Below are 23,835 nucleotides of genomic sequence, written 5' to 3'. Positions count from 1 at the left end.
AACAGGCTCTCAAATGTTTCGTTCGCGAATCGATTAGGCGGCGCGCAAGTGACGCTCTCGTTGTATGACTTCCGATGCCAGTTGCAAATACGCCTGACTGCCGGCACATTTCAGATCATACAGAATCGCAGGAATCCCATAGGATGGCGCTTCTGAAACCCGGACATTGCGCGGAATAACGGTACGATAAACCTTATCACCCATAAATGACCGCACATCATCGACAACCTGGGTCGCCAAATTGTTTCGCCCATCATACATAGTAAGGACAATGCCCTGAATTGTCAGTGCAGGATTAAGTGATGTACGCACCTGGCTAACGGTTCAAGCAACTGGCTCAAGCCCTCCAGAGCGAAAAACTCGCACTGCAATGGCACTAAAACTGAATCTGCCGTCGCCATGGCATTCATCGTGAGCAAATTAAGTGATGGCGGACAATCTATAAGAATATAGGTAAAGACCGAAGTCGATGCGTTGCCCCTAAATGCTTTTCGCAAGCGGGTTGCGCGATCCGAGGCATTCGCGATCTCCATTTCGACGCCCAGAAGATCCATCGTAGATGGGATTAATGACAGACTTGGAACAGCCGTCGGCACCGCAGCCTCTTCCACTGTCGCAGTCTGCATCAAAACATCATAGGAGGATATAGCGCGGCTCTTCCGATCGACTCCAAGACCAGTACTTGCATTTCCCTGCGGATCCAGATCAACAATGAGCACATTTTCGCCAATCGCAGCCAATGCAGTCGCGAGGTTGATCGCGGTCGTTGTTTTTCCTACGCCGCCCTTCTGGTTTGCTATTGTTATAATGCGAGTCTGGTTGTTCATTGGCTTTTCCTGAACACTAAACTGTTCGTTGCCGATAAAAGGAGCAAGTTCAGCGCGGTTGTTAAAGTTTTCGAAGATTGCTTATTTGCAAAACAACAGAATCTTTATCGACAGCGCTTCTATGTTCTACCAGATCAAACGTCCAGTCGTCACGAGTTTCATCGATTTCCCGGCGGTAATCCCTACCTTTTTGAAAAAGCGCGGTTGCGCCTCCCGTTAACCAAGGCTCTGCATGCACAAATAGCTCTTTCAATGAGGCGAGGGCTCTTGCAGTAATAATGTCCGGAACAGCAATTTTTTCCCACATAGTATCAATTCTGGAAGCATGGACGGTACCAGGCGCAGAGGCTTGGCCAATAGCCGTTCGTAAGAATGCAGCCTTTTTAGAATTGCTCTCGACAAGATCGATCTTGCTATTAGGCGATTCCTTCAACAAAATTGCAAGAATAACGCCAGGAAATCCTCCACCCGAACCAAGATCGAGCCAGAGTTTCGCCTCGGGCGCCAAACAATAGAGCTGTGCACTGTCAAGTATATGTCGTTCCCACAACTGATCCAGCGTAGAAGGTGACGCCAGATTTATGGCCTTGGACCACTTTCTGAAAAGCGCCTCAAAAGCAAATAAATCCTCCAATGTTTCACGTGAAACATGTGGAAGAACTTCTCGAAGGCTTTTTTCGCGATTCATACTCACGCCGCGTTCCGTGGCGAGGCGCGTCTTATCTGTGTGATTATCAGCGCTAACGCCGCAGGCGTCATGCCATCAATCCGCTGCGCCTCGGCAATCGAACGAGGTTTTCGTTGTTTAAGCTTCTGCTTTAATTCGTTAGACAACCCGGCCGTTGCGTCGAAATCTATCCCCGAAGGAATCGTCAACATTTCGTCGCGTTGCATTGCCGCAACATCACTTTTCTGGCGTTCGAGATAAACCGCATATTGCGCCTCAATCTCGAGTGCTTCGCCAATACGTGGATCCAAGCTACTCAACACTGGCCAGATTTCCTTAACGCGGCGGAGATTGATATCTGGAAAAGCCATAAGATCGTAGGCTGAACGCCGAACGCCATCCTGATTCAGGCGCAAACCCACATTTGCGGCAGCCGACGGAGTAATCATCAAACTCTTGGCCAAATCGCGAGCTTGATCGAGAGCTGCGGTACGCTGCTTAAAGCGAAGTTCACGTTCCTTTCCCAGAATACCAAGACGATCTGCGAGCGGAGTAAGGCGTTCATCAGCATTGTCAGCCCGCAAGGACAAGCGAAATTCCGCCCGCGACGTAAACATCCGATAAGGCTCACTCACGCCGCGGGCTGTTAAATCATCGACCATTACACCAATATAGGCTTCGGTACGTTGCATAATAATAGGATCCGACCCGCCAGCGAGCTTCGCAGCGTTAAGACCCGCCAGCAATCCCTGTGCCGCGGCTTCCTCATAGCCAGTCGTTCCGTTAATCTGTCCAGCCAGGAAAAGCCCCCGAACGCGCCGCGTCTGCAGGCTGCGTTCAAGTTCACGCGGATCAATAAAATCGTATTCAATGGCATAGCCAGGCTGCAACATTATTGCATGTTCAAGGCCTGGAATTGTCTTGAGTATGTCGCGCTGAACGCTCTCTGGTAATGAGGTGGAAATGCCGTTGGGGTAAACCGTATCGTCGTCCAGTCCTTCCGGCTCCAGGAATATCTGATGGCCATCACGGTCACCGAACTTTACGATTTTGTCTTCAATTGACGGGCAGTAGCGTGGGCCAATCCCTTCAATGGATCCCGAATACATGGCTGATCGATGGATATTTGCACGAATGACCTCATGTGTCGCGGAAGTCGTCCGTGTTATGCCACAATCAATCTGTGGATTGGCGATTGAATCCGTCATCAATGAGAAGGGTAAAGGATCCTCGTCGGCTGACTGAGTTTCCAGGCTCCTCCAATCGATCGACTTGCCGTCCAGTCGGGGCGGTGTTCCCGTTTTCAAACGTCCAAGTGCAAAACCTTGCTGAAGCAGCGTATCGGACAATCCGAGGGCAGGAGCTTCGCCCATACGGCCAGCAGGAATTTGCTTCTCGCCAATATGGATCAGCCCTCGAAGGAAAGTGCCCGTTGTGAGAACAACAGCTGCGCAGTCCAGAACGCGGCCATCCATCAATTGGACACCGGTCACACGGCCCTCGAATAGTATAAGGTCGTTTGCTCCACCTTCGACAACTGTCAGGTTTTCTTGTTCCTTGATCGCCCGCTGCATTGCGAGTCGATACAGCTTGCGGTCAGCCTGTGTGCGAGGACCGCGTACGGCCGGACCCTTACGCCGATTAAGCAGTCTGAACTGGATTCCGGCAGCATCAGCTACCCGCCCCATTAGGCCATCCAAGGCATCAATCTCTCTGACTAAATGACCTTTACCTAAACCACCAATCGCGGGATTGCATGACATAACGCCGATTGTATCTGCACGATGGGTAACCAGTGCAGTTCTCGCGCCAAGCCGCGCTGAGGCAGCAGCAGCTTCACAGCCCGCATGTCCACCACCAATAATGATGACGTCAAATGATCTCTGCACGATACAAAACTTTCTGGATTCGATTTGACCTCTTGATGATCAAAACTGCGCTGTGAGTCAAGTATAGCCCTATGAACAATGTTTCACGTGAAACATTCTTTGCTATAAATTCTCGTCCACGTTTCGGGATACGATATTGTATGTCGCAAGTGTTTCACGTGAATCATTTGCCTATACAGAACTGCGAGAATACCACATCCAGAATATCTTCAACATCCACGTCACCGGTTATCCGTCCAAGCGAGTATGAAGCGCGTCGGAGATACTCCGCACGGACCTCTAAAGGCGCGGACACCTCATCAAGAGCAAACTGAATCTCCACCTTGGCTTCATTGAGGAGTTCCATGTGACGACGCCGGGTCGGCAGCGGATCAGAAATATCACCAGCCGCAGCTTCCGCTTTCCGAGAGAGCAATGTCAGCAGATTCTCAACGCCCTGATGGTATGCGTGGAGATCACCAAATCATAATCACTTAACTCGGCTGTGCTAACGAGATCTGCCTTGGTGCCAATCCGTATAATATTCTCGCCCAATGGCACATCAACCGGGATTGGGTTGGAAAGATCGGTGAGGCTGACAATCAGATCAGCTGACTGGGCCCGGTCGAGTGCTCTCTCTATCCCGATCATCTCCACCGTTCCAGCTGTGCTGCGAATTCCGGCTGTATCGGTTACCAAGACCGTAATCCCGGAAAGGTCGAGTTTGATTTCGATCAGGTCTCGCGTTGTGCCTGGCTCGTCAGAAACGATCGCAACATCGCTGCCGGCCAGCACATTCAGAAGACTGGACTTTCCAGCATTTGGAGCACCTATAATGACGACCCGATAGCCATCTCTTACTATAGCCCCGCGCTTGCCATCGCTTACATGCTTGGCAATGCGACCAGCAAAATCCGCCATTTGTTGCCAAACCATATCAGATACCGAACCAGGCACATCGGACTCATCAGCAAAATCCAGTTCAGCTTCTATGAGGGCGCGTGCCCGAATGAGATCCATTCGCCAGCCAGAATAAAGCTGTGCTTGCGCACCAGATGATATTTGCAAAGCCAGGCGTCTTTGACTGTCTGTCTCAGCCGCTATCAGATCGGCAAGCCCTTCAGCAGCAGTCAGATCGAATTTGCCATTAGTGTAGGCTCGCCGGGAGAACTCGCCTGCCTCAGCCATTCTGCATCCGTCGAACACATAAAGCGTTGTCATCATAGTATCGACCACAGCCTTACCGCCGTGGAGGTGGAACTCGGCGCAGTCCTCTCCTGTAAAACTGTTGGGAGCGGGAAAGAACAGAGCCAAGCCTTTGTCTATCAACGCGCCATCGGCACTTTTGAAGGAAGTCAGTTTTGCAAGGCGCGGCGAGGGGATCCTGCCGCAAATCGTTTCGACAACGAATCGAGTGCGTGGTCCCGATACGCGGATGGTCGCTATTCCAGATGGAAGTCTTCCGCTCGACAATGCGAAGATTGTTTCTTCAAAAATGTGATTCATTTATCCCGTCCTACTACACAGGCTTTGATAACCCCCTTAAGATAATTGGGAAAGAGCAAGGTGATCCATGTCCAAGGCAGCTAACCTGCTGGGTGATCAATCCAGCCCCTATTTGCGGCAACATGCAGATAATCCCGTTCACTGGCGACCGTGGGGCAGAGCAGCGCTGGATGAAGCTATTGTCACGAACAAGCCCATTCTACTCTCCGTCGGCTATGCAGCATGCCACTGGTGCCACGTAATGGCCCACGAATGTTTCGAAGACATCGAAGTCGCCGCGTTAATGAATGAACTTTACATCAATATAAAGGTGGATCGCGAGGAACGTCCTGACATCGATCAGATCTATATGGCTGCACTGAGCGCAATGGGCGAGCAGGGCGGTTGGCCGCTAACAATGTTCTTGACGCCCGAAGGAAAGCCTTTTTGGGGCGGTACCTATTTTCCAAAGCATTCGCATTATGGCAGACCCGGATTTCTTGATGTTTTGCGCTCTGTGGATGGAGTATGGCGTAATGATCGCCATCGTATTGAACAGAATGTTGTTGCCCTGACCCAGCATATTAGTGCACGGCTCGACGCCAAAACCGAAGGAACGAAGCTCGATCCTGCTTTGATCAATCAATTCGCATCCAATATTTTCGGGGCAATGGATCCCGTCAAAGGCGGTTTAACTGGATCTCCCAAGTTTCCAAGTGCACCTTTCATGGATACGTTGTGGCTTTCCTGGCTGCGCACTGGCGAGACAGCACACAGGGACATATTCTTAAAAAGCCTTCAGACCATGCTTCAGGGGGGAATCTATGATCACCTTGGCGGCGGTCTGTCCCGATATTCAGTCGATGATGCATGGCTTGTCCCGCATTTTGAAAAAATGCTTTACGACAACGCCCAGGTTATTCGGCACGCCACTTACGCCTATGGTCAATCGGGCAATAGTTTGTTCCGTATCCGAATCGAAGAGATCGTATCTTGGCTTGAGCGTGAGATGATTGTGGGTGGTCGGTTTGCCTCCAGCCTCGACGCCGATAGCGAAGGTGAGGAGGGCCGCTTTTACATTTGGCAAAACGACGATATTCCTGGAACAGAAGAATTCCAACAGTTTCGAGAAGTGTATGACGTCACCGAAAGCGGCAACTGGGAAGGCAAGACCATTCTGAATCGCTTGCACTCGATAGCTCTCCTGAATGATGAGGTGGAAGAAGGGCTGACCAAAACGCGGGAGAAACTTTTCGCTGTCAGGGAACAACGGGTTCGCCCAGGGCGCGATGATAAGGCTTTGACCGACTGGAACGGGCTGATGATTCGGGCCCTTGCAGAGGCCGGCCGTATGTTTGGCAGACGAGAATGGATATCGCTTGCAGCGACTGCATATCATTCCGTGTCCGAATCGATGGTGGACGGACGATTGCCCCATTCCACACTCGGAGATTCGCGTTTGTTTCCTGCCTTGTCATCCGATTACGCAGCAATGATAAATGCCGCCATATCGTTACATCAAGCGACGCAGAACACTGGTTACATTGACGACGCAAAGCATTGGCTGGAAATGCTGGACAGTTGGCACCAGACGGAAGACGGGGACTATTCGCTCAGTGCCAACGATAGCACTGATACCATTATTCGCGTTCGGGGCGATCAGGATGAGGCTATTCCAAGCGCGACAAGCCAGATTATTGAAGCATTGTCTCGGTTGGCGCTCATAAGCGGTGATGAAGCGTTGCGGCAGCGTTGCACTCATATTGCTGAAAATGCACTCGGTCGCGTCTTGCAACAGCGTTACGGACAAGCTGGAATACTCAACAGTGTCAGCTTGTTACTGGATCAAATGAAGCTCGTGATCGTAACACCAGACAAAGATCATCCCCTAATGCGGGTGGCGGATCACATTGTTGATCCACGCCGGATTGATCTGTGGGTCGAACACAGGGAAGACGTAAAGATTGAACTGGTTGCTGGCGGTGGCGAGGTCACAATAAACAAGCCCGCAGCATTTTTGTGCCGCGGGCTTATTTGTCTTGCACCAGTTGAGACAGAAGCAGAGCTCGAGGCGCTGCTTCGATCCAACGTTTAAGTATTCATATTGTCGAAAAAGTCGCTGTTGGTCTTGGTCTGCTTTAGCTTGTCGATAAGGAATTCGATTGCATCTGTCGTGCCCATTGGAGCAAGGATACGGCGCAGAACAAAAATCTTCTGCAAGTCCTGACGAGGAACCAGCAAATCTTCCTTACGTGTTCCGGACTTGAGAATATCCATGGACGGGAAGATGCGCTTGTCAGCAACCTTGCGGTCAAGGACGATTTCGGAGTTACCTGTGCCTTTGAATTCTTCAAAGATGACTTCATCCATACGGCTGCCCGTATCGATCAGTGCCGTCGCGATAATAGTCAGCGAACCACCTTCTTCGATATTACGAGCAGCACCAAAGAAACGCTTGGGACGCTGCAATGCATTGGCGTCAACACCACCGGTCAGAACCTTACCGGATGACGGCACCACCGTGTTGTATGCGCGGCCAAGACGCGTAATCGAATCGAGCAGGATGACAACATCGCGCCCATGTTCGACAAGACGTTTTGCCTTTTCGATGACCATTTCCGCAACCTGTACGTGACGCGATGCGGGCTCGTCGAATGTTGACGAGACAACTTCGCCTTTCACTGAGCGCTGCATATCCGTCACTTCTTCCGGGCGCTCGTCGATAAGAAGAACAATCAGATAGCATTCAGGATGATTTGCAGTGATCGAATGCGCGATATTCTGCAAGAGCACGGTTTTACCAGTACGTGGCGGTGCCACGATAAGCCCACGCTGGCCTTTGCCAAGAGGCGCCACCAGATCGATCACACGGGCCGAAAGATCCTTGGTTGTCGGATTCTCTAGCTCCATCTTGAAGCGTTCGTTCGGATAAAGCGGTGTCAGATTGTCAAAATGGATCTTGTGACGGATCTTTTCAGGATCTTCAAAATTGACTGTATTTACTTTCAGAAGTGCGAAATAGCGTTCGCCTTCTTTTGGCCCACGAATTGGACCTTCGACTGTATCGCCGGTTTTCAGCGAGAAGCGGCGGATCTGCGATGGCGAAATATAGATATCATCGGGGCCCGGGAGATAATTTGCATTGGCGGAACGCATAAATCCAAAGCCATCTTGCAAAATCTCGACCACGCCTTCGCCAATGATCTCTACTTCCTGAGCAGCAAGCTTTTTGAGGATCGCAAACATTAATTCCTGTTTGCGCATGACACTGGCGTTTTCCACTTCCAGCGTCTCCGCGAAAGCCAGAAGGTCCACCGCGGTTTTGTTCTTAAGTTCTTGTAGTTTCATTTCCTGCATGTGTGCGGAACTCTAATTCTTGTTGTTTAAATGGGGAAGGGAAATGACGATGCCTGAATGCAGTGCCACGATATCATGGCCGGTGATGCTATGGCGGTATTTCCGTAGGAAGAGCCCCTTTTAGCTAATAGACCAGCCAAGGGCAAGAGGTTTCATGAGTCCTGTTGATATAAGACTGGTGTTTTTATGATGAATCAAAATGGCCTAATAATGACCATGATCACAATAACAACCATGAGCAATGTGGGAACTTCATTCATCAATCGCCAGAAACGTGCAGATTTTTCATTGCGATCTTCTGAGAATTGCCGAACAGCCTTTGAAAAAAAGCCATGAACCCCTGACAGAAGAATGACTGCCAGAAACTTTACGTGAAACCAGCCGTCCAGATATGCCTGACTTTGCCAGGCAAGCCAGAGGCCAGCAAGCCAGGTCAATCCCATAGCCGGATTTATAATGGCTTTAAGGAGACGGTTCTCCATAAGTTTAAACGTCTCGGATTGAACAGAGCCAGGTTCAGCAGCACAATGATAAACGAAAAGACGTGGCAGATAGAGCATGCCAGCCATCCACGATATGACTGCAATGACATGGATAGACTTGACCCAAAGATATGCCCTGTCCGGATAAAGTAAAACCAGACCAATCGCTGCAAGAGCCACTGCCGCCATGATCGCGCGTGGCAAAACCGGGACTTTTCGGCTTGTGTCTGATGAACTGGTCAAAACTTCCCTCCCTATCTCGTTGCCAGACGTACGCGATTAATCATCTGTTCGACATGAGAAACAGGCGCATCCGGTGTAATGCCATGGCCGAGATTGAATATGAGTGGACCGTGGCCGAGCGCATCGAGAATTGCATCCACACCTGCATCAATTGCTTTTCCGCCCGCAACAACACGCAGTGGATCAAGATTTCCCTGAACGGCACCATCACCCTGTAGCGATGAAGCCATTGAAAGTGGGACAGTCCAGTCCAGTCCAAGTGCTGTCACACCCGTGCGCTGCCTGTAATTGGTGTAAAGCCCTCCAGCTCCCTTTGGAAAGCCAATAATTGGAACATCGGGATGCACAGCGCGTACTTTTTTGACGATCTTCGCAACAGGTTCAATACAAAATGCTCAAAACAGGCTTCATCAAGAACACCTGACCAGCTGTCAAAAATCTGAACTGCATCTGCACCGGCATTGATCTGGCGTATGAGATATTCTGCCGAAACATCCGAAAGTTCGTCAAGCAGTTTCCTGAAGGCTTCAGGTTCGCGATAGGCGAACAGCCGGGCCGGAGCCTGATCTGGCGTCCCATGACCGGCTATCATATAGGTCGCTACGGTCCAGGGGGCCCCACAGAAGCCTAGGAGAGTGGTTTCAGTAGGCAGCTGTTGTCTGAGCAGACGAACCGTCTCATAGACTGGCTCCAGCCTGTCTGCAGCACCGTCAGATTCCAGCCAGAATATTCCGTCTTTATCGATTGGCGTCATTAATGGTCCTCGGCCCTCTTCAAAACGAAGGTCACGACCAAGCGCATGTGGAACGACAAGAATATCTGAAAACAGAATTGCCGCATCAAAACCAAAACGGCGAATTGGCTGCAAAGTTACTTCAACTGCCAAATCCGGAGAATAGCACAAGTCGAGAAACGTTCCGGCATTCTTTCTCACTTCCCTGTATTCGGGGAGATAACGACCAGCTTGCCGCATCATCCAGATTGGAGGTGGGAAAACAGTTTCACCTCTTAAGACTTTCATCACTTTGCGATCGGTCATTAGGTGATCCCTCTCCCTGGCCTTTCTTAAAAAAGAAATTCAGATCTATTTTGGATTTTCTGATTCTTAGAGTCTGTTAGTAGCGGGAATTAACACATTGTCAGAAATTTCCCACAGCTAACAATGAGACATCAAATAAAGGAAAACATTCATACCCAGTGAGACAATATAGGGGAGAACAATAAATATTTATAATTTTCAACTACTTAGAGGATAGGCACTCGCGATTGTCTTGTGGATATTCGATGAATAACAGACGAAAAGTCGCAACAATCCACACTATGCGGATTCAAACGGCATTGTTGCCCACAGGTGGGCTCGCTGTGGATGACTTGCCAACAATCCACATGGCTGCCATCTCTTGGGGTAATTCAGCCAATTTGTCCCCATTCATCAACAGGACATGGAAATTTCTGTGACGAAACCAGTAAATTACTTTCATCTTCACATGATTTCTGATGCGACCGGTGAGACTCTTATTGCTGCCGGCCGTGCTGCATCGGCGCAATACGCCCATGCAAGGGCTATTGAGCACATTTATCCCCTCATCCGAACCGAAAAACAGATACGCAAAGTGCTTGAGGGTATAGATGCGGAGCCTGGAATTGTCCTTTATACGATTGTCGATCAACGGCTCGCGGCAATGGTGGATGATGGTTGTGCCGAACTTGGCGTTCCCTGTGTTTCGGTCCTCGAACCTGTGCTCACGCTGTTCCAATCTTATCTTGGCGCTCCCGCAGGGCGCAGGGTAGGCGCACAGCATGTTTTGAATGCTGAGTATTTTCAGCGTATTGATGCGCTCAACTTTACGATGGAGCATGATGACGGCCAATTGCCGCCGGATATTGAAGAAGCGGATGTTGTTCTCATTGGTATTTCCCGCACTTCGAAAACACCTACAAGCATTTATCTTGCCAATCGTGGTATAAAGACCGTCAATGTACCGATTGTTGTCGGTGTCCCGGTACCTGATGTCCTCGTGAACTCCCAAAAGCCTCTTATCGTGGGATTGGTTGCCTCGGCGGAGCGTATTTCTCAGGTTCGCCAACATCGTGTCCTTGGTGCTACGCATGGTTTTGATGCGGATCACTATCTGGACAGGGCAAATATCATCGAGGAATTGACCTATGCCCGACAAATCTGTCACAGGCATAATTGGCCAATGATCGACGTATCGAGACGTTCAATTGAAGAAACCGCTGCCGCTGTGTTAGCCCTGCGGGCACAAGGCCGCTAACGCCAAGCTCCTATAGGAGAAAATCATGGACATAATTCTCGCTTCCAAAAGCCCGTTCCGAGCCACTTTGCTAAAGAACGCCGGGGTAAAGTTCACGGCGCGATCAGCGGATATAGATGAACGCTCTGTAGAAGCACCTCTTTATAAAAGCGGCACAACACCGGAAGACGTCGCTTTGGTACTGGCAGAAGCAAAGGCGCTTGATGTCAGCGAGCGTAATCCATCGGCCCTTGTGATTGGTTCGGATCAAACATTATCACTTGGCGATGAAGTCTTGCACAAGCCGGAAAATATGGAGGCAGCCCGCCGCCAATTGTTGAAACTTTCCGGCCAGACCCATCATCTCAATAGCGCTGTGGTTCTTTGCAAGGATGGCCAGACCCTTTGGAGGCATGTGTCGGTGGCGCGGATGACATTGAGGGACCTCACGCCAGAGTTTGTTGGCCGCCATTTGTCTCGCGTTGGCCCCGTGGCATTGCAAAGTGTTGGCGCCTATCAATTTGAAGGTGAGGGGGTGCAACTCTTTGAGAAAGTCGATGGCGATTATTTTACTATTGTAGGATTGCCGCTGTTGCCCCTACTAGCAGAGCTGCGCAAGCAAGGAGCAATTGATGCATAAAGCCTTCGTAGCCGGATTTCCGATCAAACACTCCCGATCACCATTGATTCACGGTCATTGGCTCAAGAAATATGAACTGCAAGGCTCCTACAAAGCCATTGAAGTGGCTCCGGAAGACTTCTCTAATTTCGTTAATAATTTGCAGAAAAACAGTTGTGTCGGAGGCAATGTCACGATCCCTCACAAGGAAATGGCTTTTGCATTGTGCCAGAAACTTGAGACCGCCGCCGAAGAGATCGGCGCGGTCAATACATTGTGGTTTGAAGATGGACAGCTTTACGGCACCAACACCGATGCTTATGGGTTTCTCGCAAATCTCGATGCCGGAAGCCCGGGATGGGAAAAGGGGAAAACTGCGCTGGTTCTGGGTGCTGGTGGTGCGAGCCGGGCGATTGTCTATGCGCTCAAACAGCGTGGACTGACAGACATTCGTATTGTCAACCGGACTTTGGCAAGGGCTAAGGAGTTGGCCGACCGTTTTGGCTCAGGCATTAGTGCGCATGAATGGACTGCGGTGCCAGAACTGCTGCAGGATGCCTCCCTTATTGTGAACACAACCTCGTTAGGGATGGAGGGCAAAGAAAGCCTGTCTATCGACTTATCGGGCGTCAGGTCTGATGCGCTGGTAACTGACATCGTTTATGTTCCGCTGGAAACTCCCCTCTTGAAAGCCGCCCATAAAGCCGGACTAAAAACAGTCGATGGTCTTGGCATGCTGTTGCATCAAGCGGTTCCTGGGTTTGAACACTGGTTTGGTGTCCGCCCGGAAGTGACACCGGAATTGCGTGACCTGATTCTCACTGACATGAATGGCGGAAAGAAACCATGATTGTCCTTGGTCTAACCGGATCAATCGGTATGGGTAAGTCAACGACGGCCCAGATGTTTTTGGATGCAGGAATACCGGTCTATTCGGCTGACGATACGGTGCACCGGCTTTATAGAGGGGAGGCTGCGCCGCTCATCGAACAGGCATTTCCAGGTACGACCAAAGACGGCGAGGAGGTGGATCGGGTGAAATTATCGACAGCTGTCATGGGCAAGCCGGAGGCCTTACAAAGGCTGGAAAATATCGTTCATCCGCTTGTCCGTAACGAAGAGTTGAGATTTCGGCAGGAAGCAAAGGAGAGTGGAGCGAAACTGGTTCTCCTCGATATTCCCCTGCTTTTTGAGACCGGAGCGGAAAAGCGGGTTGATAAGGTTTTGGTGGTCACCGCACCGGAGCAGGTGCAGCGGGAAAGAGTGCTTGCCCGCGAGGGTATGACGGCTGACAAGCTCGATGCCATACTTGCAAGGCAAGTACCGGACGCTGAGAAGCGCAACCGCGCCGACTTTATCATTGATACAAGTCAGGGGCTTGTAGCCGCGCGCGCGGAGGTTAAAAAAATTATCCACTCACTGGTGGATATGTCCGCAGACTAACGACGCAATGTTCTCGCAGCCTTGCAAGAGCTGGTGAAGTCGTGGAATTTACACAAAAGGTGATTCCATGCGCGAAATTATATTTGATACGGAAACAACAGGTCTCGACCGGCTGGATGATCGCATCATCGAAATCGGCGGTGTCGAGATGATCAACCGGTTTCCGACAGGACGGACATTTCACGTCTTTATTAATCCCGAAGGAAGAGCGGTTAATCCCGAAGCTCTGGCGGTCCATGGCATCAGCAATGAACAATTGCTCGACAAGCCACTATTCGCCGGAATCCTTCAGGATTTTCTTGATTTCATCGACGGCGCAAAATTGATAGCCCATAACGCGACCTTCGATATGGGATTTATCAATGCCGAGCTGAACCGCCTCGGACATCCGCCGATCCATAATGATCGCGTTGTCGATACGCTGGCATTGGCGCGTCGCAAGCACCCGATGGGTCCGAACTCGCTTGATGCTTTGTGTCGGCGTTACGGCATTGATAACAGTCATCGCACCATGCACGGGGCGCTTCTTGATTCGCAGCTGCTTGCTGAAGTTTACATTGAGCTTATTGGCGGCAAACAAACGGCGCTTGGTCTGACAGTTGCTGACCAGACAAAAAACCGGAACGAGGCAGGAGAAACCGCAGCGATCGTTGTTATGCAACGCAAGGTGGCTTTACCCTCACGGCTAAGCGAAGCAGAGAAGCTTGCACATGCTGCCCTTGTGTCCAAGCTCGGGGAAAAAGCCATCTGGAACGAGCGCATCGAGGCGCAATAAAAAACCCGGGAGCAAGCCCGGGTTCAATTATTTGTCTATCAGATTTAGCTGACTTTAGCCTTGGCCTGTTCCTCAGCCATGCGCTGCTGGAACATCTGGGCGAAATCGATCGGATCGATCATAAGTGGAGGGAAACCACCATTGCGGGTAGCTTCAGCGATGATCTGGCGTGCAAAAGGGAATAGCAGGCGAGGGCATTCGATGAAAAGCAATGGTAAAAGATGTTCTTGAGGGAAACCTTCAAGCCGGAACACGCCACCATAAACCAGCTCTGCATTGAACAGGACTTCGTTGCCCTCCGCAGCTTTCGCGGAAAGAGTCAGAACGACGTCAAAATCATTCTCAGCAATAGGATTGGCATTTACGTTAACGTTGATGCTGATGCCAGGGGCCTTGTCACGCGGGCGCAGCGACAGGGGCGAGCCTGGGCTTTCGAAGGAAAGATCCTTCACATACTGCGCCAGGATATTCAGGGTCTGTGGCTGGACAGTACCGTTGCCATTGCCGTTTTCTGCGTTCTCATCAGCCATTGTCTGGAAACCTTTTACTGTTGTATCCGCCGTAGCGGTCTAGAAAATCAATGGTGGCTGGCTAGCATGTGTTGTTTGGCGAGGCAAGCTGCCCGCCCTAATCCTATTGTCCCATATATTCTGGAGTCCTACTTATCAGGTTTCCAGGGTGACTCGGGATCAGGCTTGCTCGAATAATCTTCTGGATCGAGATCAATGACATCTTCCTTGATCCGTGTTTGTCGTGCACCGGCTGGCCGCCCGCCTCCGGAACTTACGACGACAACTCTGTCGCTGATGCAGCGCCAGCCCAAATCACGTACCGCCGGGATGAACAATAGCAGGCCAATAATATCGGTGATGAAACCGGGGATGATCAGCAGCAAGGCGGCAAAGAATAGCATCACGCCGTGGACAAGCTCTCGCTTTGGAGAACGACCAACAGCCGTTTCCTCGCGTATTTTCTGGATCAGACCAAATCCTTGCAGACGAAGCAGGAATATACCGACAAACATCGCCAGGATAATCAGACCGAGGGTTGCCAGAACGCCAATCTCGTTTCCGACGATGATGAAGCCGGCTATTTCCAGAAATGGCAGCGCCAGCAGGAACAGAGGAATAAGGGATCGCAAACTATTTTACCTTTCAAAGGGCATATCCGGCTATTATGCATAGCTCGTGTCAATTTCATGCCTATATAGGTAAGCGTGAAGAATATTTGTATGATTGCAATTGGCAATCTATATGTTTTTGATATTTCGACGAAAGATCGAAAACGGAAACGAACATCTGGATGAGTGGCAAGCGATATGGAATATCTGGACTTTGGAACAATCTTTTTCTTCGTGGCGGCTGTGGTGATCTTCCTGCAGTTGCGCAAAGTCCTTGGTCGTCGCACTGGAAGCGAACGGCCTCCCTTTAATCCATATACGCGGAATACGGAAGTCGATGACAAGGCGAAGTCGGGAGACAACGTCGTTTCGCTGCCAAGACGCGGCGAGGTCAAAGAGAATGATTTTGAGAAAATAGACGCTCTTGCAAAGCCGGGTACGCCATTAAACGATGGTTTGCGGGCAATCCAGTCAGTAGACCCGACATTCGAGCCAGGAAAATTTCTTGACGGTTCCAAGATGGCTTATGAAATGATCGTCATGTCATTCGCCGATGGTGATCGTAAAACCTTGAAATCCTTGCTGTCGAGAGAAGTTTTTGACGGCTTTGTCTCAGCCATCACCGATCGCGAGTCGCGTGGGGAGAAGGTCCAGTCCTCCTTTGTCGGTATCAATAAGGCCGAAATTATCGGCGCCGAGATGAAGGGCAATGAATCCCATATAACTGTCCGCATTATCAGCGAACTTATCTCAGCCACGCTGGATCAGGATGGCACGGTCATTGATGGCGATAAGGAAGCTGTCGTTGAAGTGAAGGATGTATGGACTTTTGCCCGAGATACAAAATCCAAAGATCCAAACTGGAAGCTCGTGGCCACTGAAGCTGAAGACTGACCTTATCTGAGATCATAGAATATGTTATCGCCCCTGCTGCAACCGGTGGACTTTGATAATTGCCCCGGTTGGGAGGCTGATAACCAGCTTGAAGCATTCACGGCCTTTAGACGCTCTGCCCATCGCGTTCTGGAAAAGCCTTATAAATCCGGGTCACTCGGCATCGCATTTGAAGCGTTGGAGCCAATTTTCGCTGATTCACGTGAAACAATTGTCGAAACAGATGCGCAAGCTCGACAGTTTTTTGCCAGATGGTTCCGACCCGCTTTTATAAAGCCCGACAATTCGCCGAAAGGTTTCGTTACCGGATTTTACGAGCCGGAAGTTGTTGCCTCACCTGTTCGCTCTCAAGAATTCGCTATTCCTTTTCTGAAGCGCCCTGCCGATCTCATCGATATCGATGATAGCAATCGGCCAGCGGGATTTGATCCGTACTTCGCTTTCGCGCGGCAGACACAGGAAGGGCCTGTTGAATACTTCGACCGCCAATCTATCGAGAGCGGTGCTCTTGATCGGCAGGGATTGGAAATTGCTTTTGTGCGCAGTTTGGTCGATGCGTTCTTTATCCACGTTCAAGGTGCAGCGCGGCTTAAAATGCTTGACGGGAGTCTTCGCCGCATAACCTATGCGGCTAAAACCGGACATCGTTTTACGGGCGTCGGCAAGATATTGCTCGATCGCGGTGAAATCGAACCCGAAAACATATCGATGCAGTCGATCCGCAAATGGCTCGCAGATAATCCCGGGCAAGCGCAGGCACTCCTGTGGAACAACCGCTCTTACATTTTTTTTCGAGAGGCGCCGGTTGACGATAAAAATCTTGGGCCCATAGCAGCAGCGAAGGTGCCGCTCATGGGTGGTCGCTCCATGGCGATCGACCGGTTGCTCCATACATTTGGCACTCCATTCTATATTCATGCGCCAGACCTGACAGCGTTTGGAGGCAATGGTTTTTCTCGTCTTATGATCGCGCAGGATACGGGCTCGGCAATTGTCGGATCCGCCCGGGGCGATCTCTTTGCCGGCTCCGGCAATGAAGCTGGCGAGATAGCCGGTGTTGTTCGTCACGATGCGGATTTCTATGCGCTGGTGCCTCGCAGCTTGGTAGGTTCAAGCCAATGAAAAAGAGGGCATCATCAGAATTTGCCACGCTTGAAGACCGGATACTTTGGGAAACAGTTGCCAAGACAGCGCGCCCTCTCAAGGGCAAAGATAGGCCGATATTCTTGGCAGATGAAGTCGATGAAGTTGGCCAGCAGCAACCTTCTGCGCCGGAAAGACCAAAACAGCAGGCACCCGTATTTCCGGTAAAACCGGCACCCAAACCGCATCTTCTTCATCCGATCGACAAGCCTACCCATAAGAAAATTGCCAAGGGGCGTGTGATCATCGAAGGTCGCATTGATCTCCATGGGCTGACGCAAAGCGAAGCTTACGGTTTGCTGCTCGGCTTTCTCCAGCGTGCTCATCTGCGCAAATTGCGCCATGTGCTGGTCATCACGGGTAAGGGTTCATCATTTGGCAGCGATGGCGTGCTTCGCCAAGCCGTGCCCTTATGGTTTACGACCCCGGCATTCCGCATTCTGGTCAATGGCTATGAGGATGCTGCCCGCAATCATGGCGGGACCGGAGCGATTTACGTCCGTCTACGGCGCGAGGCACCATGACACCTTTCGGTCAAAGGCTGCGGGAGTTGCGGCAGGAGCGCAATGTCTCGCAGAAGGACATGGCAAAGGCCATAGGTGTTTCTGCGGCCTACCTTTCGGCGCTTGAGCACGGGCGTCGTGGCCAACCCACTTGGGACAAGCTTCAGCGTATTATTCAGTACTTCAATATCATCTGGGATGAGGCGGAGGAATTGCAGAGATTGGCGTTGATTTCGCAGCCTCGGGTGATCATTGATACAGGCGGACTTGCGCCATCCACAACAGAGCTTGCAAACCTGCTGGCTATGCGGATTGAGGATATGGATTCCGAGACTGCACAATTGTTTATCGACAGGCTGAAATCGTTGCCAGATAAGCGCAAACGGTAAGCGAGGTTGCTGTAAGCTCTAGAAAAGCGCTTTAAGCTGTTTAATCTTCTCGTTGACAAGCCAGCCATAGTAGTTTTCTTCCGGCATTTGCAGGGCTTCACCATTGGCTGCACGCTGTGCATTGATATTGGCAAGCGTCCGCGCTCGCGCATCTGCGCCGCCTGTATTATAGAGCGTCGCCGTCAGCCCAGGATTCCCGGATATATCGAAATCGGCAATTCGCCGGTAGGCATCGATAGAGTGTTTCAATGTTGCAGCCATGTAGGGCAACGTCAGGTCAGGATCCATGATTGTTTTGTAAACTTCGCCGGCATTGTCTGCATCAAGACGGGGTAGCCCGGAATAACGATTGACCATATCGGTCATCTGCAATGCGACGAGCGGACTGAGCTGTCCCAGGCCGAAGCTCTGGCCGGCATAAAATGGTTGGAAGAAAACCGCGCTTAAACGATTGTTGGGGTAGCTGATTCCGCCGACATTCTTGCCACGAAAGCTACTATCCCAGACATTCTCCCGGCATTCCCAAAGGCGTAGACTGTCCTTGAACCTGTTGCATTCGGCAAACTGAGGTCGCTTGACGAAGTCGCCAATATTTTCGCCTTTATAGTCAAAGTTGAGGCCTTGTTTCAGATAGGAAACCGCCTTGACGTAATAGGTCTGCAGCCTGTCATAGGCATCAACATTGTAGGTGTGTTCGCCGATAAGGGCACCAGCGACATGAACCGGATCAATACCATAAGTTCTGGAAACGCTGGCTATCTTTGATCGCAATTTTGAGTCGCTCTTCAGCAGGCCGTAAATTTTTTGATATTTGGCCTCGTAAGTCGTGTTCATTTCGCGTGTCCGCTTGGCAGACGCGGCGGGAACGCCAGGCTGACTTGCATTGCGATTGCCCTCCGGCACCACTGTTACAGCCAGTGCGGATTGGGCAGTTGCGGAGAACAGCAGAATGCAGCTGCCTGCAAAAAGGCAAAGGGTTCGTTTCATCATCGATCCAGAAATCCAGTCAGGAGCCCGCAATAGCGGCTTGTTCAGGCGAAAGCCAGAAAAACCTCCATCCGGATGTCAAGTCTGTTCACTGTGTGGGAACTGGGCAACTCATGTCGCCTTCCTCGCACTTCAAATAGGATTTCAGATCTTCGATGCGTGAAGCAGTCAGACCGTTCAAACATATCGACTGCAACATGGGGTATACGCTGCCATCCGCACTTCCCGATGTTGAGAAATTGCACTCGGCGTCACGAAAGGCAACTCTTATTTGCAATGCTAAAGAATGAAACCGCGAAAGATCGGCGTTCTTGGCCATATCGCCGATGGTCTCGCGTACATATTTGGCATCAACCGTGTACTCGGCGCCGGATTTATCCGGCGCGTTAAACGAAATCTCGTCAAGCACGCGCTCCATGACCGTCTGAAGGCGCCGCGCTCGATATTCTCGATGGTCGAATTGAGATCAACAGCAATATCGGCCAAATGCATCAATTGCGTCATCGGTGATATCGATGTTTGACCTCCTCGGTCGCCATCAACGCAATATACTGCTTGAGCAGGCTCGCTTCGGCTCCGTCAGAATGCGGCGCATGTCATCACGGGTAAGGGCACTAAGCTCTACTCGAATAGGCGAGGCGGCCCTGCAATTCCGGCAAAAAGGTCGGAGGGTTTGGACACAATGGAACGCACCTGACGCGATAATAACAGGATGTGGTCAGTTTTGATCGGCCGTACTTGGTTGCGACCGTCGTTCCTTCCACCCAAGCCTTTTGAGCAGTCACAAGCAGTTTCGTTGTTTGCGCATCGTCTTTCAGGCGAGCAGTAATCTGTCTGTAAAGCGCATTCAACTGGGTGTCTGAGTGCTTATAGGTATTGCTGTAGCATGCGTTGAGATCCGCTTGGCTGCTATTAGGCTTGTCACAGGATTCAGCCGAAAGGGCAGCAGGCACGGGCGTGAAAAGTATGATGAGTGTCAGAAGGGATTGCAAGAAACGCATGGAATATCTCCTGTTTCGACTCGCCCATTAAACAAGAAATCGCAATGGTTTCCCATTGCGATTTCTCTTATTTGCAATGCTAAAGAATGAAACGCGAAAGATCGGCGTTCTTGGCCATATCGCCGATGGTCTCGCGTACATATTTGGCATCAACCGTGTACTCGGCGCCGGATTTATCCGGCGCGTTAAACGAAATCTCGTCAAGCACGCGCTCCATGACCGTCTGAAGGCGCCGCGCTCCGATATTCTCGATGGTCGAATTGAGATCAACAGCAATATCGGCCAATGCATCAATTGCGTCATCGGTGATATCGAGTTTGACCTCCTCGGTCGCCATCAACGCAATATACTGCTTGAGCAGGCTCGCTTCCGGCTCCGTCAGAATGCGGCGCATGTCATCACGGGTAAGGGCACTAAGCTCTACTCGAATAGGCAGGCGGCCCTGCAATTCCGGCAAAAGGTCGGAGGGTTTGGACACATGGAACGCACCTGACGCGATAAACAGGATGTGGTCAGTTTTGATCGGCCCGTACTTGGTTGCGACCGTCGTTCCTTCCACCAGCGGCAGCAGATCGCGCTGCACGCCTTCACGGGATACACCAGCCCCCATGCCGCCATCGCGCGCCGCAATCTTATCGATCTCGTCCAGAAAGACGATACCGTCATTCTCGGCTGAACGAAGTGCTTCCTGTGTGATCTGGTCTTGATCGAGCAATTTGTCAGACTCGTCATTGATCAAGACGCCGTAGGACTCCTTAACGGTGGTTTTGACTGTCTTGGTGCGTCCGCCCATGGCTTTGCCAAGCATGTCACTGAGATTGAGAACGCCGATATTTGCCCCGGGCATGCCGGGCAGTTCGAAGCTTGGCGAGCCGGAGTCTGCAATCTCGACCTCGATTTCCTTATCGTCAATCAGGCCATCACGTAGTTTTTTGCGGAAGCTGTCGCGGGTTGCAGGGCTGGCAGTCTTGCCGACCAGCGCATCGAGCACACGCTCTTCCGCATTGACATGGGCCTTGGCTTTCACATCTTCACGCTTCTTCTCACGTATAAGCCCGATGGAAACCTCGACCAGATCACGAATAATCTGTTCAACGTCACGGCCGACATAGCCGACTTCGGTAAATTTGGTTGCTTCAACCTTGATGAATGGCGCACCGGCAAGCTTGGCGAGACGGCGTGAGATTTCCGTTTTGCCAACGCCAGTCGGTCCGATCATCAAAATGTTCTTTGGCATGACCTCTTCACGCATCTGGCCTTCCAGCTGCTGGCGGCGCCAACGGTTACGTAACGCGATAGCAACGGCACGTTTGGCATCGTTCTGGCCGATAATATAGCGATCAAGTTCAGAGACGATCTCTCTTGGAGAAAATGTTGTCATTGGATTCTCGTTTCTTCCTGCCCGTCATCGGGCCATATTTCCAAATTATCCCGCGCCAGCATCAGGGCAGGACCATAAACTGATGTCCTCGTATCAAATGCCGCGAACCCAGCCTTTTCATAAACTCTGATGGCCCGCTTATTAGCCGGGTCCGGATCGACGATCACGCGGGGCACGCCTTCTTCGAAAAGCAGCGATACGAATTCATCGATCAGCCGTGCACCATGCCCTTGACCGATAAGGTCCGGTTCACCAATCATCAGGTCGATCCCAAGTGTTCCGCCCGGCTGATCCTGATAGGGATGATCGTCTTCAAGGTGCGGATCATAGGTTTGCAGATACCCGATAGGTTCTTCACCAAGCATAATGATGAATGGTTCGACCGAAACACTGTCCATATGATCCGTGATATCCGCCAGTTCCTTTTCAGGATCTTCGTTCCACCACTCAGCCACATGCGGCTGCGCCAACCATTCCGAAATCATATTCAGATGGCGCGGTTCAACCGGAATGAAGCGGTAACGAAACTTCTGTCCGGATTCTGTTTCAGGCGGCATCGAGTGTCTCAAGCGTTACGCTCGTATTTGTGTAGATGCAGATGTCTGCTGCGATCTCCATGGCACGGCGGGCAATTTCTTCCGCGCTCTTGTCTGTATCGATCAACGCCTTTGCGGCAGCCAGGGCAAAGTTGCCGCCGGAGCCAATGGCCATCACGCCATATTCAGGCTCCAACACATCGCCATTGCCGGTAAGGGCAAGTGTAACGGATTTATCGGCGACCAGCATCATGGCTTCAAGGCGGCGCAGATAACGGTCTGTGCGCCAGTCCTTGGCAAGTTCGACGCAGGCGCGCATCAATTGATCGGGATATTGTTCGAGCTTGGACTCGAGCCGCTCGAGCAATGTGAAGGCATCGGCAGTTGCACCAGCAAAACCGGCGATGACATTGCCTTTACCGATGCGGCGAACCTTGCGGGCATTGCCTTTCATTACGGTATTGCCGAGACTGACCTGACCGTCGCCAGCAATGACCACCTTTCCATCCTTGCGAACGGTTACAATGGTGGTTCCATACATGGTTGAGGGGTTGTGTTCTTGCATATTAACTCCTTAAGCGCGTTCGCCTGTACCCCAATTACAGCAGTGCAGCGAACCCCTTCTGTCCCATCTATGTATGACGCTGCCGCAGAAATGCAAATGAGTCTATAACCCTAAGCCATCAAAGCATTTGGAGATTCGGCAATCGTGTTTTAGAAGGCCACAATTAAAGGTATTTCTCCAAGCGGGATAGAGGCATGACAAGCGTCAGCACACGTGAAGCGAAGGTAGAGCGGACAACCAAGGAAACCAGCATTGCCGTGTCGGTCAATCTGGATGGCACCGGTGCGTTCAATATTGCAACGGGCGTCGGTTTCTTTGACCATATGCTGGAGCAGCTTTCGCGGCATTCGTTGATTGACATGGATATCAAGGCCAATGGCGATCTGCATATCGATGATCATCATACTGTTGAGGATACAGGCATTGCCATCGGCCAGGCCATCGCCAAGGCTCTGGGCGAGCGAAGGGGCATTAACCGTTACGCGTCACTCGATCTTGCCATGGACGAAACTTTGACGCGTGCAGCGCTGGATGTGTCGGGTCGTCCCTACCTGGTTTGGCATGTAAAATTCTCGGCACCCAAGATCGGTACGTTTGATACCGAACTGGTTCGGGAGTTTTTCCATGCTTTGGCGCAAAATGCCGGCATTACATTGCATGTCGCCAATCTTTACGGCGAAAACAATCACCATATTGCCGAGACCTGCTTCAAAGCCGTGGCTCGTACGTTACGGCACGCAATAGAAACCGACCCGCGCCAGAAGGATGCTATTCCTTCAACGAAGGGCAGTTTGAAAGGCTGAGTCATGGCCAGCTTTGTTGTGCTGACGCCGCAGTTACGTAACGGTCAACCGGACGACGACCGCACAGTTTTCATCCGTGACGGGTTTGCCTGGTTGGGGTTCATTTTCCCCGTGCCGTGGCTCCTCCTGCAGCGCTTGTGGTTTGAGGCCGCATTGGTATTCGTGGCAACCATCATTATCTCGCTGGTAGGCAATTATACTGAACATGCAGGTCTCGCGGCCATCATTACAGCGCTGCTTTCCCTGTTTGTTGGGCTGGAGGCGAGCCGTTGGCGTTATGCAAAGCTTGAACGCAAGGGTTTCGAGCAACGTGCGGTTATTGATGCAGCGAGCGCAGATGATGCTGAGATTGCTTATTTTTATGGCGATGATTTTGTTGCCGAGCCATTGAGCGAAGCGGCGCCAAAGACCGATCAATTGACCTTCCGTTCAAGCACTGCACCAGCGCTTGGCGGAATGGTCGGGCTCGTCAGCCATCGCGGAGAGAACTGA

The 23,835-nt window shown here is 51.2% G+C and carries 23 protein-coding genes and 5 pseudogenes; 12 read left to right on the top strand and 16 right to left on the bottom strand.

Going from position 1 to position 23,835, the window contains the following annotated elements:
* Positions 1-33: 33 nt before the first annotated feature.
* The 4 genes and pseudogenes from ACYJL1_RS02520 to mnmE all read right to left on the bottom strand — a co-directional run bounded on the left by ACYJL1_RS02520 (position 34) and on the right by mnmE (position 4,868).
* Positions 34-827 (bottom strand): annotated as a pseudogene (locus ACYJL1_RS02520) (ParA family protein).
* Positions 828-888: 61 nt separating this feature from the next.
* Entirely contained in the window at positions 889-1,515 is a 627-nt protein-coding gene (gene rsmG, locus ACYJL1_RS02515; protein WP_460897912.1) for a 16S rRNA (guanine(527)-N(7))-methyltransferase RsmG, read from the bottom strand.
* Positions 1,516-1,517: 2 nt separating this feature from the next.
* Positions 1,518-3,383, bottom strand: a complete 1,866-nt coding sequence (gene mnmG, locus ACYJL1_RS02510; RefSeq protein ID WP_460896876.1) for a tRNA uridine-5-carboxymethylaminomethyl(34) synthesis enzyme MnmG — start codon at positions 3,381-3,383, stop codon at positions 1,518-1,520.
* 163 nt (positions 3,384-3,546) lie between these two features.
* Positions 3,547-4,868 (bottom strand): annotated as a pseudogene (gene mnmE / locus ACYJL1_RS02505) (tRNA uridine-5-carboxymethylaminomethyl(34) synthesis GTPase MnmE).
* Between the two features lie 67 nt (positions 4,869-4,935).
* Here mnmE and ACYJL1_RS02500 point away from each other — a divergent pair.
* Positions 4,936-6,942: a thioredoxin domain-containing protein gene (locus ACYJL1_RS02500; protein WP_460896875.1), complete on the top strand. Its 2,007-nt coding sequence runs from the start codon at positions 4,936-4,938 to the stop codon at positions 6,940-6,942.
* Here the strand turns inward: ACYJL1_RS02500 and rho are convergent.
* The 3 genes and pseudogenes from rho to hemE form a co-directional block, all read right to left on the bottom strand.
* Positions 6,939-8,204 carry a transcription termination factor Rho gene (gene rho, locus ACYJL1_RS02495; RefSeq protein ID WP_115054498.1) on the bottom strand — a complete coding sequence of 422 codons (1,266 nt, stop codon included), beginning with the start codon at positions 8,202-8,204 and terminating at the stop codon, positions 6,939-6,941. The genes ACYJL1_RS02500 and rho overlap by 4 nt on opposite strands.
* Before the next feature lie 194 nt (positions 8,205-8,398).
* Entirely contained in the window at positions 8,399-8,875 is a 477-nt protein-coding gene (gene hemJ / locus ACYJL1_RS02490; protein WP_460897911.1) for a protoporphyrinogen oxidase HemJ, read from the bottom strand.
* A gap of 65 nt (positions 8,876-8,940) precedes the next feature.
* Positions 8,941-9,968: pseudogene (gene hemE / locus ACYJL1_RS02485) on the bottom strand (uroporphyrinogen decarboxylase).
* Positions 9,969-10,371: 403 nt separating this feature from the next.
* Between hemE and ACYJL1_RS02480 the strand changes: the two are divergent.
* The 5 genes from ACYJL1_RS02480 (at position 10,372) to dnaQ (ending at position 14,021) form a co-directional block, all read left to right on the top strand.
* The gene (locus ACYJL1_RS02480; RefSeq protein ID WP_460896874.1) at positions 10,372-11,205 is read left to right on the top strand and encodes a pyruvate, water dikinase regulatory protein; all 834 of its coding nucleotides are present in this window, start codon (positions 10,372-10,374) and stop codon (positions 11,203-11,205) included.
* Between the two features lie 25 nt (positions 11,206-11,230).
* The gene (locus tag ACYJL1_RS02475; RefSeq protein ID WP_460896873.1) at positions 11,231-11,824 is read left to right on the top strand and encodes a Maf-like protein; all 594 of its coding nucleotides are present in this window, start codon (positions 11,231-11,233) and stop codon (positions 11,822-11,824) included.
* The gene (locus ACYJL1_RS02470; RefSeq protein WP_460896872.1) at positions 11,817-12,653 is read left to right on the top strand and encodes a shikimate dehydrogenase; all 837 of its coding nucleotides are present in this window, start codon (positions 11,817-11,819) and stop codon (positions 12,651-12,653) included. The genes ACYJL1_RS02475 and ACYJL1_RS02470 overlap by 8 nt, the downstream gene beginning before the upstream one ends.
* Positions 12,650-13,246, top strand: coding sequence for a dephospho-CoA kinase (coaE, locus tag ACYJL1_RS02465; RefSeq protein WP_460896871.1), 597 nt, complete (start codon positions 12,650-12,652; stop codon positions 13,244-13,246). Before ACYJL1_RS02470 ends, coaE begins: the two co-directional genes overlap by 4 nt.
* 67 nt (positions 13,247-13,313) lie before the next feature.
* The gene (gene dnaQ / locus ACYJL1_RS02460) at positions 13,314-14,021 is read left to right on the top strand and encodes a DNA polymerase III subunit epsilon (RefSeq protein ID WP_460896870.1); all 708 of its coding nucleotides are present in this window, start codon (positions 13,314-13,316) and stop codon (positions 14,019-14,021) included.
* Between the two features lie 44 nt (positions 14,022-14,065).
* Here the strand turns inward: dnaQ and secB are convergent, their stop codons facing one another.
* Together secB and ACYJL1_RS02450 are read right to left on the bottom strand one after the other, a co-directional pair.
* Entirely contained in the window at positions 14,066-14,551 is a 486-nt protein-coding gene (gene secB / locus ACYJL1_RS02455; RefSeq protein ID WP_460896869.1) for a protein-export chaperone SecB, read from the bottom strand.
* Positions 14,552-14,679: 128 nt separating this feature from the next.
* A complete protein-coding gene (locus ACYJL1_RS02450; RefSeq protein ID WP_460896868.1) occupies positions 14,680-15,162 on the bottom strand; it encodes an FxsA family protein in 483 nt (160 codons plus the stop codon).
* A gap of 177 nt (positions 15,163-15,339) precedes the next feature.
* On the opposite strand from ACYJL1_RS02450, the gene ACYJL1_RS02445 reads away from it, so the two are divergent.
* The 4 genes from ACYJL1_RS02445 to ACYJL1_RS02430 are packed head-to-tail and all read left to right on the top strand — an operon-like array spanning position 15,340 to position 18,070.
* Positions 15,340-16,035 carry a Tim44/TimA family putative adaptor protein gene (locus ACYJL1_RS02445; protein ID WP_460896867.1) on the top strand — a complete coding sequence of 232 codons (696 nt, stop codon included), beginning with the start codon at positions 15,340-15,342 and terminating at the stop codon, positions 16,033-16,035.
* Between the two features lie 21 nt (positions 16,036-16,056).
* Positions 16,057-17,157: a murein transglycosylase A gene (gene mltA / locus ACYJL1_RS02440; protein WP_460896866.1), complete on the top strand. Its 1,101-nt coding sequence runs from the start codon at positions 16,057-16,059 to the stop codon at positions 17,155-17,157.
* Positions 17,154-17,702, top strand: coding sequence for a Smr/MutS family protein (locus ACYJL1_RS02435; RefSeq protein ID WP_460896865.1), 549 nt, complete (start codon positions 17,154-17,156; stop codon positions 17,700-17,702). Before mltA ends, ACYJL1_RS02435 begins: the two co-directional genes overlap by 4 nt.
* Positions 17,699-18,070 carry a helix-turn-helix domain-containing protein gene (locus tag ACYJL1_RS02430; RefSeq protein ID WP_460896864.1) on the top strand — a complete coding sequence of 124 codons (372 nt, stop codon included), beginning with the start codon at positions 17,699-17,701 and terminating at the stop codon, positions 18,068-18,070. The genes ACYJL1_RS02435 and ACYJL1_RS02430 overlap by 4 nt, the downstream gene beginning before the upstream one ends.
* 18 nt (positions 18,071-18,088) lie before the next feature.
* Here ACYJL1_RS02430 and ACYJL1_RS02425 read toward each other — a convergent pair whose 3' ends face one another.
* The 7 genes and pseudogenes from ACYJL1_RS02425 to hslV form a co-directional block, all read right to left on the bottom strand.
* Positions 18,089-19,057: a DUF1402 family protein gene (locus ACYJL1_RS02425; RefSeq protein WP_460897910.1), complete on the bottom strand. Its 969-nt coding sequence runs from the start codon at positions 19,055-19,057 to the stop codon at positions 18,089-18,091.
* Between the two features lie 88 nt (positions 19,058-19,145).
* The gene (locus ACYJL1_RS02420) at positions 19,146-19,334 is read right to left on the bottom strand and encodes a lysozyme inhibitor LprI family protein (protein WP_460897909.1); all 189 of its coding nucleotides are present in this window, start codon (positions 19,332-19,334) and stop codon (positions 19,146-19,148) included.
* A 12-nt stretch (positions 19,335-19,346) separates the two neighbouring features.
* Positions 19,347-19,821: pseudogene (locus ACYJL1_RS02415) on the bottom strand (AAA family ATPase); the annotation flags it as partial.
* 54 nt (positions 19,822-19,875) lie between these two features.
* Positions 19,876-20,058, bottom strand: a pseudogene (locus ACYJL1_RS02410) (lysozyme inhibitor LprI family protein); the annotation flags it as partial.
* A gap of 79 nt (positions 20,059-20,137) precedes the next feature.
* Positions 20,138-21,439 carry an ATP-dependent protease ATPase subunit HslU gene (hslU, locus tag ACYJL1_RS02405; protein ID WP_460896863.1) on the bottom strand — a complete coding sequence of 434 codons (1,302 nt, stop codon included), beginning with the start codon at positions 21,437-21,439 and terminating at the stop codon, positions 20,138-20,140.
* The gene (locus ACYJL1_RS02400) at positions 21,436-21,996 is read right to left on the bottom strand and encodes a GNAT family N-acetyltransferase (protein ID WP_460896862.1); all 561 of its coding nucleotides are present in this window, start codon (positions 21,994-21,996) and stop codon (positions 21,436-21,438) included. The genes hslU and ACYJL1_RS02400 overlap by 4 nt, the downstream gene beginning before the upstream one ends.
* Positions 21,986-22,540 carry an ATP-dependent protease subunit HslV gene (hslV, locus tag ACYJL1_RS02395; RefSeq protein WP_460896861.1) on the bottom strand — a complete coding sequence of 185 codons (555 nt, stop codon included), beginning with the start codon at positions 22,538-22,540 and terminating at the stop codon, positions 21,986-21,988. The genes ACYJL1_RS02400 and hslV overlap by 11 nt, the downstream gene beginning before the upstream one ends.
* A 194-nt stretch (positions 22,541-22,734) precedes the next feature.
* On the opposite strand from hslV, the gene hisB reads away from it, so the two are divergent.
* A complete protein-coding gene (gene hisB, locus ACYJL1_RS02390; protein WP_115054513.1) occupies positions 22,735-23,343 on the top strand; it encodes an imidazoleglycerol-phosphate dehydratase HisB in 609 nt (202 codons plus the stop codon).
* A gap of 3 nt (positions 23,344-23,346) precedes the next feature.
* A complete protein-coding gene (locus ACYJL1_RS02385; RefSeq protein WP_460896860.1) occupies positions 23,347-23,835 on the top strand; it encodes a DUF2628 domain-containing protein in 489 nt (162 codons plus the stop codon).

The sequence above is a fragment of the Phyllobacterium sp. K27 genome (genome assembly GCF_054796155.1).
Note: the sequence above shows the minus strand (reverse complement) of the source record. Positions and strands in the feature narration are given on the sequence as shown.

What these genes read in the sequence shown, in the direction of transcription:
- ACYJL1_RS02470 (WP_460896872.1), top strand. Translation starts at nt 11,817, where the DNA reads ATGCATAAAGCCTTCGTAGCCGGATTTCCGATCAAACACTCCCGATCA.
- ACYJL1_RS02445 (WP_460896867.1), top strand. Translation starts at nt 15,340, where the DNA reads ATGGAATATCTGGACTTTGGAACAATCTTTTTCTTCGTGGCGGCTGTG.
- ACYJL1_RS02475 (WP_460896873.1), top strand. Translation starts at nt 11,231, where the DNA reads ATGGACATAATTCTCGCTTCCAAAAGCCCGTTCCGAGCCACTTTGCTA.
- hslU (WP_460896863.1), bottom strand. Translation starts at nt 21,439, where the DNA reads ATGACAACATTTTCTCCAAGAGAGATCGTCTCTGAACTTGATCGCTAT.
- ACYJL1_RS02400 (WP_460896862.1), bottom strand. Translation starts at nt 21,996, where the DNA reads ATGCCGCCTGAAACAGAATCCGGACAGAAGTTTCGTTACCGCTTCATT.
- secB (WP_460896869.1), bottom strand. Translation starts at nt 14,551, where the DNA reads ATGGCTGATGAGAACGCAGAAAACGGCAATGGCAACGGTACTGTCCAG.
- ACYJL1_RS02435 (WP_460896865.1), top strand. Translation starts at nt 17,154, where the DNA reads ATGAAAAAGAGGGCATCATCAGAATTTGCCACGCTTGAAGACCGGATA.
- ACYJL1_RS02500 (WP_460896875.1), top strand. Translation starts at nt 4,936, where the DNA reads ATGTCCAAGGCAGCTAACCTGCTGGGTGATCAATCCAGCCCCTATTTG.
- dnaQ (WP_460896870.1), top strand. Translation starts at nt 13,314, where the DNA reads ATGCGCGAAATTATATTTGATACGGAAACAACAGGTCTCGACCGGCTG.
- mltA (WP_460896866.1), top strand. Translation starts at nt 16,057, where the DNA reads ATGTTATCGCCCCTGCTGCAACCGGTGGACTTTGATAATTGCCCCGGT.
- hslV (WP_460896861.1), bottom strand. Translation starts at nt 22,540, where the DNA reads ATGCAAGAACACAACCCCTCAACCATGTATGGAACCACCATTGTAACC.
- coaE (WP_460896871.1), top strand. Translation starts at nt 12,650, where the DNA reads ATGATTGTCCTTGGTCTAACCGGATCAATCGGTATGGGTAAGTCAACG.
- ACYJL1_RS02425 (WP_460897910.1), bottom strand. Translation starts at nt 19,057, where the DNA reads ATGAAACGAACCCTTTGCCTTTTTGCAGGCAGCTGCATTCTGCTGTTC.
- ACYJL1_RS02430 (WP_460896864.1), top strand. Translation starts at nt 17,699, where the DNA reads ATGACACCTTTCGGTCAAAGGCTGCGGGAGTTGCGGCAGGAGCGCAAT.
- hemJ (WP_460897911.1), bottom strand. Translation starts at nt 8,875, where the DNA reads ATGGCGGCAGTGGCTCTTGCAGCGATTGGTCTGGTTTTACTTTATCCG.
- hisB (WP_115054513.1), top strand. Translation starts at nt 22,735, where the DNA reads ATGACAAGCGTCAGCACACGTGAAGCGAAGGTAGAGCGGACAACCAAG.
- ACYJL1_RS02385 (WP_460896860.1), top strand. Translation starts at nt 23,347, where the DNA reads ATGGCCAGCTTTGTTGTGCTGACGCCGCAGTTACGTAACGGTCAACCG.
- ACYJL1_RS02480 (WP_460896874.1), top strand. Translation starts at nt 10,372, where the DNA reads ATGGAAATTTCTGTGACGAAACCAGTAAATTACTTTCATCTTCACATG.
- rho (WP_115054498.1), bottom strand. Translation starts at nt 8,204, where the DNA reads ATGCAGGAAATGAAACTACAAGAACTTAAGAACAAAACCGCGGTGGAC.
- rsmG (WP_460897912.1), bottom strand. Translation starts at nt 1,515, where the DNA reads ATGAATCGCGAAAAAAGCCTTCGAGAAGTTCTTCCACATGTTTCACGT.